The organism is Polaribacter marinus (assembly GCF_022662535.1).
GTDB lineage: Bacteria > Bacteroidota > Bacteroidia > Flavobacteriales > Flavobacteriaceae > Polaribacter > Polaribacter marinus.
Window position 1 is genome coordinate 1 of record NZ_JAKQYM010000004.1, and the last position, 11,545, is coordinate 11,545.

An 11,545-nucleotide genomic window follows, 5' to 3' on the forward strand; every position below is an offset into this window, starting at 1 on the left:
AGTGTGTTTGGTTTTGTTCGGGTTTAACACGAACAATCACAGAAATTAATCCCGCACATTTCATACACAAAACCGTTGTGCACAAGCTAAAAATGAAGCGTCCTGAATAAAGCTTATAATATTTTTGTTTATAAACCACAGTATTAATGAAAAGTAATTTCTATATAAAGAACAACCAAAAAATATTATTTATGGTTAAAGAATTACATAAACGTGGTTTTGGTAAATTAAGAGTAATTCCATCAATATCTCCTAGTGGTTTGGCTTGGCGTTGTGTTTTAATTAACCAAACAAAGAAATACAAATTCATTGCTTCCACTTGGATTCAAACAATCGAAAATATAGATTCTCGTGGAGAAATTAAATTATCTCCTAAAGAATTAGCAGGCCTTTTTATAAAGAAAAATGTAGAGTTTATTGAACATTGCAAAGGTAAAAATGAAGAATACGAAAAATGGTTTAATCAAGTGGTTAAAAGTTTGAAAAATGATGAATTACCATATGCATTTGATTTGAGTGATTTCTTTTTCCCAACAAGCTATTGGTTAACAACAAAAGGAAATGAAATTAGAACATTGCCCAACGAAAAAGATTATTATTAATATTAAATTAAAATGGACGAGCTCAAAGAAATAAAAGCAATTCCGAAATCAGGAAAAGAAAGTTTAATAGACGATGGACAGAAAACTGACTACAATTTGTTGGACTTTTGGCAGTGGAGTATGTCTTATATTTTAAGAAGTACTGTAGTAAACAACAGCAAAAAAAGCCTGATTTCAAAAACCAGGCTTTTACAAATTCAACAAAGGTTCCCAAATTTATTTTTTACATTTTGTAATTTTCTTTAAAGGCAAAGAAACCAAGAACTAAAATAAAAATACTAAAGTGCTGTGATCCCAGAAAATAATCCCAAAAAGCAATATATTTGATTGCATATAACCAGTTATGCCACATTACAAAAAAGCAACAATCGGATTGAATGAAAGAGAAAATAAATTGATTTTTGCAGTATGGAAAACAAATATCACTTTGATGTAATTGCAAAAGCAATCTATTTTATTAAAAACTCTCATTTTGAGCAACCATCATTAGAAGAAATTGCTAATCACATTAATTTAAGTAAATTTCATTTTCAAAGAATATTTAAAAAGTGGGTAGGAATTAGCCCAAAAGATTATCTTCAATTCATAACATTAGAAAAAGCAAAAGAATCCTTAAGAAAAGGACAATCTACTTTAGAAGCATCTTATAATGTAGGACTATCAGGAAATAGTAGATTACACGATTTATTCGTCAAAATCGAAGCTTGTACTCCGGGAGAATTTAAAAAAAGAGGACGAAATTTAAAAATATATTTTGGAGAAATTGAAACTCCATTTGGCAATGCTATAGTAGCAGAAACAGAAAAAGGAATTTGTAGTTTTTCATTTGACAATTTGAGTGTTGAAAAACTAAAAACAGAATATACTGAAGCATTTTTTATAAATAAATTACTGAAAAACGGAGTAATAATACAAGAGTATTTTAAAAACTGGGAAGTTCCCACAACTCCAATTAGTTTGGATTTAATAGGAACACAATTTCAAATTCAAGTATGGAAAGCATTACTGCAAATTCCTCCATCAAATCTTCTTGCTTATCAAAATATTGCAGAAATGATAAATAATCCTAAAGCTGTAAGGGCAGTTGGGACTGCTATTGGAAAAAACCCTATTGCCTACTTGATTCCTTGTCATAGAGTGATAAAAAGTGATGGCAATATGGGGAACTACAGATGGAATTCTGAAAGAAAAATTGCAATAAACAGTTATGAGTCAATAAAACTAAAAGAATAGCAAGAATCAGATTGTTAGCTTGCTTCTAAATAGGGATTTTTGCATAAAAACTATTAATTATGGGTATAAATTTTAAAATATCAGCGATTGAAAATAATTTCAATCACTTGTTTAACCTAAGCCAAGAAGAACTATCTGAAAAAGGTATAGTCAAAATGGTTGTAGATGAAAAACCTGGCTATCCTTGTAGAGTAACTCTCGAAGATGTTGAAATTGGAGAAGAAGTCTTACTATTTCCTTTTCAGCATCATATAACAAATTCCCCATATCAATCAAGCGGACCAATCTTTGTGAGAAAAAATGCAAAAAGCCCAAATTTAAGTATCAATGAAATTCCCGAAATGCTATTACACAGACTTTTATCATTAAGAGTATATGATAACAAAGGAATGATGATAGAAGCTAAAACCATTGATGGAGAGAAACTTAAAAATGAAATTGAAGTAATTTTCAACAACAAGTCCGCAAACTATATTCAAATTCATAATTCAAGCCCAGGATGCTATAATTGTCAAGTGAACAGAATGGAATAAAAACGTGGCATAACACCGTGTATAATTAATGGCTAGTTCTCGCCTACTTACGAAAATCCTCGCGGATTTTGAACTGCTCCCAAAAAGTTAGACACTATTTGAGGGTATTATTATGACAAGAAAAGTCAGAATTTAAAGCCTTTAATTATTACAAAAAAATGCATATGAAAAAATCGAATAACTACCTGTTCCTTTCTATACTTTTCTTAACAATATATTTGATTATAGAATTCACTGAAATTTATGGAAGTTCAACATGGTTCAAAGCTTTTCTTCTCATTGCTTGCGTGACATTTCTAATTAGTGGAGTTTCACTTAAACTAAAGGAAAGGAAAAAATAAAACGCACCACAACAAAGAACTGAGCTAAACAGCAAAAAAAGCCTGATTTCAAAAACCAGGCTTTTACAAATTCAGCAAAGGTTCCTAAATTTATTTTTTACACTTTGTAATTTTCTTTAAAAACAATGAATCCAAGAACTAAAATAAAAAGACTAAAGTGCTGTGATCCCTTAAAATAATCTCAAAAAGCAATATATTTGATTGCATATAACCCGTTGTGCAACATTAACAAAACGAAAATGAACTTTAAAATTTTAGCACTTGATAATAAAGAATTTGATTCTTATTTTGAATTATCTGATTCTGAATTGACAAAAATTGGTGGAAAAAGAATGATAGTAGATGAAAATCCGGGATTCCCTTGTAGGGTGAGTTTGGAAGACGCAAAAATTGGAGAAGAAGTAATTTTACTGCCATTTGAATTTCATAAAACCGAGAGTCCATACCAAGCAAAAGGACCAATATTTATAAGAAAAGGAATAAAGACAAAAGAATTAGCAATTAATGAAATACCAATAATGTTAAATCATAGATTGCTTTCTTATAGAGGTTATGACAAAAACGGATTTATGAAAACTGCAATAACCGAAAAAGGAGACAAAACAAAATACGTGATTAAAAAAATATTTGATAATGAGGATATAGAATATATCCAAATTCATAATTCAAGTCCTGGCTGTTACAATTGTGAAGTGCGAAGAAATTAAAAAACGTTACACAACAAAGTATATAATCCATTGCTAATTCTAGACTGCTTACGAATATTCCTGCGGAATATTCTATTCGGTTTTTATTTGCTAAATTAGTTGCTTACACACGCAACGTATCATATACAAAACCGTTAAAGCACAGACTTCAGAATTAAACATTACTTTTAATAAAAATGAAATAACAAAAAGTTGATTACGAATAAATGTATGGAAATAGACCAAATTATTGATAATATATATCCTCTAACAACCAAATCAAAAAACTTAATAAAGGAGTCAATAATTGAAATTAAGTTTCCAAAAGGGCATGTTTTATTTAGAGCAAATAAAATAGAAACAAGTATTTATTTTATTAAAAAAGGGATAGCAAGAGCGTATGCTTATTCAGATGATAATCAAATCACTTTTTGGTTTGGCAAAGAAGGAGATCCTATTGTTTCAATGCAAAGTTATGTTAACAATCAAAAAGGGTACGAAGATGTAGAATTATTGGAAGATTGCGAACTCTACGAATTAAAAATAAAACAACTTCAAAAACTCTTTATAGAAGACATTCAAATTGCAAATTGGGGACGGAAATTTTCAGAATTAGAACTTATTAAATCAGAAGAACGACTTATTTCATTACAATTTAATACCGCAACCGAAAGGTATTTAGCGCTTCTTAAAAATTATCCTAGTATTATACAGCGTGTACTATTATCTCATATTGCGTCTTATTTAGGCATTACCCAAGTTAGTTTAAGTAGAATTAGAGCGAACATAAAATAAATTTCGTTTTTATCATTTGTTAAATGATTTCTCCAAAATGTTTAGGACTTTTGTCCTGTAGCATTATTCTATTTTGGAGTTTGTAAAATTAGTTTTGCCATCTCATAAATGAGAATAATCTAAAACCTTATTTTAATATAAATTTAGATATGTCAAATACGATTAAAATTAAAACGCTTTTTTTTCTTTCCTTGTTTACGGTCCTTATTATGAGCTGTAATAATAAAAACAACTCAGAGAAATCAACTGTAAAAACAGAAACGAAAGAACTAAAAAAGATATTATTTGTAGTTACAAGCCATAGTGAAAAAGGAAACACTGGAGAAAAAACAGGTTATTACCTCGGAGAAGTTTCTCATCCTTGGAATGTATTACATACTGCTGGTTACGAAATAGATTTTGTAAGTCCTAAAGGTGGAAAAGCACCTGTAGACGCATTTGATATGACAGATTCTATCAATAAGAAATTTTGGGATAACAACATTTATCGTAACAAAATTGAAAACACAAAAAAACCAAATGAAGTAAATCCGAATGATTATCTAGCCATTCATTATGCAGGTGGTCACGGAGCTATGTGGGATTTTGCAGATAATACAGAAATTGCCGAAATAGCAAAACAAATCTATGAAAATAATGGTGTAGTAAGTGCTGTTTGCCATGGTCCTGCTGGCATTGTAAACATTAAATTAAACAACGGATCTTATCTTGTAGACGGTAAAAAAGTAAACGCTTTTACAAATGAAGAAGAGGCAAAAGTAAAACTAGAGCATGTGGTTCCCTTTTTACTAGAAAATCAATTAATAGCACATGGTGCTATTTTCGAAAAGTCCGCACCTTTTACTGAACACGTAGTGGCTGACCAAAGATTAGTTACAGGTCAAAATCCGCAATCGGCCCATAGCGTTGGCGAAGCAACCTTAAAGGAACTACAAAGACTAAATAAATGAGTGGAGAAAAAAATCTAGAAACACTTTTAAAATCAATGAAACCTAAACACAATTTAGGCGAGTTTGTATTTTGTAAAATAGAAAATTTGGAGCAAATAAAATTGAGCCAAATTATAATGACTTTTAAAGAAGAAGAAGAAAGTATAACCATTATTACTAAAAAGGGAGTCGCAGACCAACTAAATTTAGACTATTCTTTCGTTGCTTCTTGGATTACACTTACGGTTCATTCTTCTTTAGAAGCAGTTGGTTTAACAGCCGCATTTTCAAATGCATTATCCGAAAATGGAATTAGTTGTAATGTAGTTGCAGCTTATTATCATGACCATATTTTTGTTGATAAAAAAGACACAGATAAAGCAATGGAAATTTTGAATGCATTTTCGAAATAAAAAGCTAATGAACTGGATATTATTAATAATTGCAGGACTTTTTGAAGTCGCCTTTGCTACCTGTCTTGGAAAAGCAAAAGAGACAACAGGAACTCAAGCAACCTATTGGTACATAGGTTTCTTGGTTTGTTTAGGAATAAGTATGTTCCTTCTTGTAAAAGTGACCCAACAACTACCCATTGGTACAGCATATGCCGTTTGGACAGGTGTTGGTGCTGTAGGAACAGTTTTGGTTGGGATTTTCATTTTTAAAGATCCTGCAACATTTTGGAGATTATTTTTTATTACGACATTAATTGTCTCAATTATCGGACTGAAAGTAGTTTCTCATTAAACAAACAAAATAATTTAATAAACTACTGCCAACAAACTACTGAGCTAAACAACAAAAAAAAGCCTGATTTCAAAAACCAGGCTTTTACAAATTCAGCAAAGGTTCCCAAATTTATTTTTTACACTTTGTAATTTTCTTTAAAAACAAAGAAACCAAGAACTAAAATAAAAACATAAAAGTTTTGTGATTCCTGAAAATAATTCCAAAAAGCAATATATTTGATTGCATATAACCAGTTGTACGTAATTCGATAAAAACCCCAAAACAATGACTAATTTTGAGAATTGAACAATTAACCTTTACAAGATTTGTAGCTGCAATTTCAATTGTGATTTTTCACTATGGAAGTGGGAGTTTTTTATTTAATAATGAATATGTTTCTTTCATTTTTAAACAAGCTAATGTAGGAGTTAGTTATTTTTTTGTTTTATCTGGCTTTGTAATGATAATTGCATATGGAAATCGAAAAAAAATAAAATTTCTTGAATATATAAAAAACAGATTAGCACGAATATACCCTGTATATTTTTTAGCTATTTTACTAATATTAGTTGTTAATTTATTTAGAAACATAGATGAATATAATTTATTCCTAAATTTATTTATGATACAATCTTGGATTTCCGAAAAAGCACTTACTATAAATGTTCCTGGTTGGTCATTATCCGTTGAATTATTTTTTTATGTTTCTTTTCCCTTTTTATTTAACCATTTTTATTTAAAAAAAAGTTTAAAGAATCTAACAATTTGGATTTTATCATTTTGGATTATTAGTCAAATACTCTATCATTTAATAATAAATGGAAATATAAAATTATCATATTATAACATCAGAGATATTCGATACTATCCTCTAATGCATTTTAACGAGTTTTTAGTTGGTAACCTAACAGGTTTATTTTTTATAAAAAAAATCAAAAATAACATAAGAGATTATTCAATCCCCATTATTCTAACGCTGATTACGTTAATAACATTATTAAAATTCACTTTTGGTTTAAACTACCATAATGGTCTTCTTTTGATTGTTTTTGTTCCTTTGATTATCTTAATCTCATTAAGTAATGATAAATTCACTCAAATAATTTCAAGAAAAAGTTTTGTTTTTTTAGGAGAAATAAGTTTTGGAATTTATATTTTACAAGCTCCTGTTTGGTTGATTTTTTCAGATTACCGAATGGATAAATATTTAGGTTTAAATAAAGAGGTTGATTTTACAGAATCTTTCATAATAAGAATAATAATTCTGATTATTTTGTCTTCTTTGTCTTATTTATTCTTTGAAAAACCGATTAGAAATAAAATAAAAAACTACGCACAACATTGTACATAAAAAATAGCTTTATTTAGTAAAATAGAATGTTTCTAAACCTAAAAAACACTAATTTTAAACATCGGAAAATATCGTTTTCAAAAACGCTACTTTTCATGTACTAAACCGTTAGCACCAAGCAAGAACAAGACAGAATGAAAATGGCAACTAAAGACAAATGGAAAACAATTCCAATGACTAATCCAAAAAAACTGGATGTGTTTATATCTTTGAATATTGAGCAATTGACTAAACTAAAGTTAGGATTGGTTCCGAACGAAATGGAAGATAAGTGGTTTGTGTATTTCGAAAATAAAACAATGCATTTTCACCGTTCTTGGACTGGTTACGAAATTTTCAAAGCAAAACTGAATTATAATGATAGCGGTTGTCAAATAAACGAATTTTGTGTTGAGCAAAATCCTGAAAAGTACAAAGAGCTGGATGATGCAAGAAATATTTCACTTTTCAAGAATCACATTGATTATCTTTCAAATAGAGAAATTAATAACCCTGTAAAAAGTGGAATTTGGGGTTTAGTTGTTGGAGATGCATTAGGTGTTCCAGTAGAATTTAAAAGTAGAGATTATCTAAAACAAAATCCATTAACCGATATGATTGGATTTGGAACTTACAATCAACCAGAAGGAACTTGGTCTGATGATAGCTCTTTAGCACTTTGTCTTGCAGATGAATTAACAAGAGGTTTAACCCTTCAAGAAATTGGAAATAGTTTTGTAAAATGGTTTTATCAAAATCACTGGACACCTCACGGAGAAGTATTTGATATTGGAATTTCGACAAGAGAAGCAATAATTAGATTAAAAAATGGAGAAAAGGCAGAATTAGCAGGGAATTGGGAAGAAAACTCTAATGGAAATGGTTCATTAATGAGAATTCTTCCATTACTTTTTGAAGTGCAAAAAATCAAAGACAGAAAAGAAAAATATGAATTGATTAAAAAGGTATCAAGCATAACTCACAGACACATAAGGTCTTGCTTAGCTTGCTTTTATTACCTTGAATTTGCTTCATTTTTGAGTTCTGAAGTTAAATATCCAATATCAGACGCTTACAAAGTCGCAAACCATTCTCTATTAAAACTAACTGAAGAGTTGGAAATAAATCCAAAAGAAGTAGAATTATTTAGAAGAATTACTAATGGTAAATTAACAGAATTACAAGAAGAAGCTATTCAATCTTCGGGTTATGTAATTCACACTCTTGAAGCTTCAATCTGGTGTTTATTGACTACTAAATCATATAAAGAAGCAGTTTTAAAAGCAATAAATTTAGGAGAAGATACAGATACAACTGGAGCAGTTGTTGGAGGACTTGCAGGACTTTATTATGGGCAAAATTCGATACCTAAAGAATGGATTGATAAGATTGCGAGAAAAAAAGACATTGAAGAATTGACGAATAAATTAAGCGACAAATATAAAATAGCCAGGTGCTAACAAAGAACTGAGCTAAACAACAAAAAAAAGCCTGATTTCAAAAACCAGACTTTTACAAATTCAGCAAAGGTTCCCAACCTTATTTTTTACATTTTGTAATTTTCTTTAAAAACAAAGAAACCGTAAAATGAACTTTAGCACCCACCTCGCAAAACAAAAAGGACTCACAATCAAAATCATCCATTTTAATAAGAATATGTTATGATTTAATAAAATATAGTATATTTTATTATTGATTTCATCTATTTTGTGTCAAAAAATTGCAAAATAACTTCATTTAGTATAAATTAGTACCTGAAAAAAATTGCAATTTCAAACAACATAATAAACACAAAGTTACTTTATCCGGTTGATGATATAAAATAAACCAAGGGATGATTATTATATAAGGAGTTGTAAGCCATTTAAAAAGATACCGAGTGCCATAAATAAAACGATTTAAAATATGACAAAAAACTTTGATAAATTTCCTGTAAATATTGCAGAAACAGCAGGAAGGATAGCACGCAATCCATTCATTTTTCACTATGAAAGATATGAAGTGTGGCAAGGAGGTAAATGTATTTTTTCAGGAAATTCTAATTCAAAAATCACCACTCGATTAGAGCAAAATTCCCTCCATGTAATAATTGAAGATGAATCCATTTCAAAATATATTAACAAGACTTTTCATTTTGGGGAAATCTCAACAAATAACGATAGAATTATGTGGAGTAAAGATATTTTTAATACTTCAGATGATATTGAATATAACACCCCAGATGTGTCGTCATTATTTTATATTAACGGAGAATTATCGAAAGTAACTTTTACTATTCATAATCCAAATACTTTAGTAGAATTCTACAGAGATGAGAGCATTTCCACAAATTCTGAACCAGATATTATTACTAAATCAAAGAAAGTAATATCGTTATATGAAATGGAAAATATCACTGATGCAAGACCAATTTTGGTAGATATTTATAGGTCAGTTAAACACAATCCAGCACAATTAAAGGAAGTAAATGATTTTGAAAGTCTTGGAAAGTCTTTTATGTTAATGCTCGACCAAAGATTATCCGATGATATCGACACTTTACAAATGATGTCAAGTTTAGCATATTTATTTATATCCAAAGCAATTAAAAAGAATGAAAATAATCCAAATTTAATAAAGGATAGGTTAATTGTTTTAAGAATTGGTCATGATGCCTTAAAGTATACAGTTATGTCCGCATTAAGACTAAATGAAGGTGGATTTATGGCATTTTCACTTGGGAATAGTGATTTAAAAGCAAGAGATGCAATTTATAAAATGGAAATAGCTGATTTGGAACTTAACCCTATTCTTTATTTAAGGATTGACTTCTTTAATGAACGAAAGGTGGAATTTGATGAAAAAATAAGGAATCAATTTTTTATGCCTGAAAAAACAAAAGAAAGTGTAATTGAGTCAGGCATTAAAATTCATAATGAGTTGTTTGATTACCTTGATAATATGGTAATTCTTAATGAGGATGTTGACTTTTAAAATCATTTTTTAATGGAAGTTATCCACGGTAACATATTTACTACAAAATGTCAAACAATTGTGAATACAGTAAATTGTTTTGGAGTAATGGGAGCAGGTATTGCATTGGAATGCAAATATCGTTACCCTGAAATGAATGAAAGATACGTTGAACTTTGCCAGCAAAAATTGTTAAATATTGGTCAATTATACTTGTACAAATCATCAAAAAAATGGATTCTTAATTTCCCTACAAAACACCATTGGAAATTCCCAACGAAAAAGGAATATTTAGAAAAAGGATTAAAAAAATTTGTTGACACATATCAAGAAAGAGGAATAGAATCAATTGCATTTCCTTTGTTAGGAGCAAGTCATGGAGGTATGACAAAAGACGATTCCTTGGAAATTATGGAACGATATCTCAGAAAGATTTCAATCCCGTATGAAGTATATTCTTACAATCCGAATACTCCAGATGATTTGTTTCCAATTTTTAAAGCATTTATGTTAGACAATGATTCGAAAAAAATTCGGAATCTTACTGATTTAACAAACAAACAAGTGGATGTTTTACTAAAAGCCATAAGGAATAATCAAGTAAATAACATGAATAGCTTTGAATTGATTAAAGGCATTGGAGAAAAAGCTATTCAGAAATGCTTCACATTTGCGATGAGCAAAGAAATTCAAAATATACAAAGTAAACTTTTTTAAAGAAAATGGATAAAACAGAGGCAAAACGAATATTATCAAGTTCTATTTCAAACCTGCATGCAAGAAGAGGTCAATTAACCAATTCAGACCTTGAAGCAGAAGTTATAAATAATGCTTGTCTGTACTATTTGAAACAACAAAAAAACTCTACAGCATCTGCCAAAAGTATTGAAGAGATGTTTATGGGAGTATTAAACACGACACAAAATTTGCTCCCAGTTTCGAAAGCATTTACTGATGCTGCCTGCGAATTATTCCCTGATTATTATACGGCAAAAGAAGCAATAATTGCAATGAATGGAATTCAACAAAATGTTGCTTGGGAAGGTATGTGGGATTTCTTAAGGGATTATTTCGAATCAAATCACGGATACAAAATTGACAATGTTGAATCCAACACTACAATATTTTATTCTAATCGACATCAAAGATTTGAAAATGGTATAATGGTTTCTGAAAGTGAAGTGGAGCGAACAATAAATATAAACTTCATTGAAGAAAATGAGGTCGTTGTCGGTATCGCACCATCTCTATCACCTAAGAAAGCTTATTTAGATTCTGAAAGTGGAAATACAAAGCAATTTAAAGGATATGACCCTGATTACTTATTTACAATTGCTTTTGACGAGTTTGAAGAAGTTGACAAATTTATTCTTGAAATGCCAAATAGGAATTTACGCATCGAATACTTTGAATAG

The 11,545-nt window shown here is 29.5% G+C and carries 13 protein-coding genes; all 13 read left to right on the top strand.

All coding sequences use genetic code 11. The features are described 5' to 3' along the window. Positions 1–146: 146 nt before the first annotated feature. A complete protein-coding gene (locus MC378_RS06615; RefSeq protein WP_242177969.1) occupies positions 147–602 on the top strand; it encodes a hypothetical protein in 456 nt (151 codons plus the stop codon). A 408-nt stretch (positions 603–1,010) separates the two neighbouring features. Further along, positions 1,011–1,835, top strand: coding sequence for a bifunctional helix-turn-helix domain-containing protein/methylated-DNA--[protein]-cysteine S-methyltransferase (locus MC378_RS06620; protein WP_242177970.1), 825 nt, complete (start codon positions 1,011–1,013; stop codon positions 1,833–1,835). A 107-nt stretch (positions 1,836–1,942) separates the two neighbouring features. Further along, on the top strand, positions 1,943–2,368 hold the full coding sequence (locus MC378_RS06625) for a DUF1203 domain-containing protein (RefSeq protein ID WP_242177971.1): 426 nt from the start codon (positions 1,943–1,945) through the stop codon (positions 2,366–2,368). Positions 2,369–2,948: 580 nt separating this feature from the next. Beyond that, positions 2,949–3,416, top strand: coding sequence for a DUF1203 domain-containing protein (locus MC378_RS06630; RefSeq protein WP_242177972.1), 468 nt, complete (start codon positions 2,949–2,951; stop codon positions 3,414–3,416). A 210-nt stretch (positions 3,417–3,626) separates the two neighbouring features. Then, positions 3,627–4,190, top strand: coding sequence for a Crp/Fnr family transcriptional regulator (locus MC378_RS06635; RefSeq protein ID WP_242177973.1), 564 nt, complete (start codon positions 3,627–3,629; stop codon positions 4,188–4,190). Positions 4,191–4,399: 209 nt separating this feature from the next. After that, entirely contained in the window at positions 4,400–5,140 is a 741-nt protein-coding gene (locus tag MC378_RS06640; protein WP_242177974.1) for a type 1 glutamine amidotransferase domain-containing protein, read from the top strand. Beyond that, on the top strand, positions 5,137–5,532 hold the full coding sequence (locus MC378_RS06645) for an ACT domain-containing protein (RefSeq protein WP_242177975.1): 396 nt from the start codon (positions 5,137–5,139) through the stop codon (positions 5,530–5,532). Before MC378_RS06640 ends, MC378_RS06645 begins: the two co-directional genes overlap by 4 nt. Before the next feature lie 7 nt (positions 5,533–5,539). Further along, positions 5,540–5,866: a DMT family transporter gene (locus MC378_RS06650; RefSeq protein WP_242177976.1), complete on the top strand. Its 327-nt coding sequence runs from the start codon at positions 5,540–5,542 to the stop codon at positions 5,864–5,866. Positions 5,867–6,143: 277 nt separating this feature from the next. Beyond that, on the top strand, positions 6,144–7,199 hold the full coding sequence (locus MC378_RS06655) for an acyltransferase family protein (RefSeq protein WP_242177977.1): 1,056 nt from the start codon (positions 6,144–6,146) through the stop codon (positions 7,197–7,199). Between the two features lie 140 nt (positions 7,200–7,339). Then, a complete protein-coding gene (locus MC378_RS06660; RefSeq protein WP_338048442.1) occupies positions 7,340–8,638 on the top strand; it encodes an ADP-ribosylglycohydrolase family protein in 1,299 nt (432 codons plus the stop codon). Positions 8,639–9,083: 445 nt separating this feature from the next. After that, positions 9,084–10,151, top strand: coding sequence for a hypothetical protein (locus MC378_RS06665; RefSeq protein ID WP_242177978.1), 1,068 nt, complete (start codon positions 9,084–9,086; stop codon positions 10,149–10,151). A 12-nt stretch (positions 10,152–10,163) separates the two neighbouring features. After that, positions 10,164–10,847, top strand: a complete 684-nt coding sequence (locus tag MC378_RS06670; protein WP_242177979.1) for a macro domain-containing protein — start codon at positions 10,164–10,166, stop codon at positions 10,845–10,847. A 5-nt stretch (positions 10,848–10,852) separates the two neighbouring features. Then, positions 10,853–11,545, top strand: a complete 693-nt coding sequence (locus MC378_RS06675) for a hypothetical protein (RefSeq protein WP_242177980.1) — start codon at positions 10,853–10,855, stop codon at positions 11,543–11,545.

Bases quoted from the DNA above. Each gene is read 5' to 3' on its own strand.
- MC378_RS06615 (WP_242177969.1), top strand. From the start codon at position 147: ATGAAAAGTAATTTCTATATAAAGAACAACCAAAAAATATTATTTATG.
- MC378_RS06620 (WP_242177970.1), top strand. From the start codon at position 1,011: ATGGAAAACAAATATCACTTTGATGTAATTGCAAAAGCAATCTATTTT.
- MC378_RS06630 (WP_242177972.1), top strand. From the start codon at position 2,949: ATGAACTTTAAAATTTTAGCACTTGATAATAAAGAATTTGATTCTTAT.
- MC378_RS06635 (WP_242177973.1), top strand. From the start codon at position 3,627: ATGGAAATAGACCAAATTATTGATAATATATATCCTCTAACAACCAAA.
- MC378_RS06640 (WP_242177974.1), top strand. From the start codon at position 4,400: ATGAGCTGTAATAATAAAAACAACTCAGAGAAATCAACTGTAAAAACA.
- MC378_RS06645 (WP_242177975.1), top strand. From the start codon at position 5,137: ATGAGTGGAGAAAAAAATCTAGAAACACTTTTAAAATCAATGAAACCT.
- MC378_RS06650 (WP_242177976.1), top strand. From the start codon at position 5,540: ATGAACTGGATATTATTAATAATTGCAGGACTTTTTGAAGTCGCCTTT.
- MC378_RS06660 (WP_338048442.1), top strand. From the start codon at position 7,340: ATGGCAACTAAAGACAAATGGAAAACAATTCCAATGACTAATCCAAAA.
- MC378_RS06665 (WP_242177978.1), top strand. From the start codon at position 9,084: ATGACAAAAAACTTTGATAAATTTCCTGTAAATATTGCAGAAACAGCA.
- MC378_RS06670 (WP_242177979.1), top strand. From the start codon at position 10,164: ATGGAAGTTATCCACGGTAACATATTTACTACAAAATGTCAAACAATT.
- MC378_RS06675 (WP_242177980.1), top strand. From the start codon at position 10,853: ATGGATAAAACAGAGGCAAAACGAATATTATCAAGTTCTATTTCAAAC.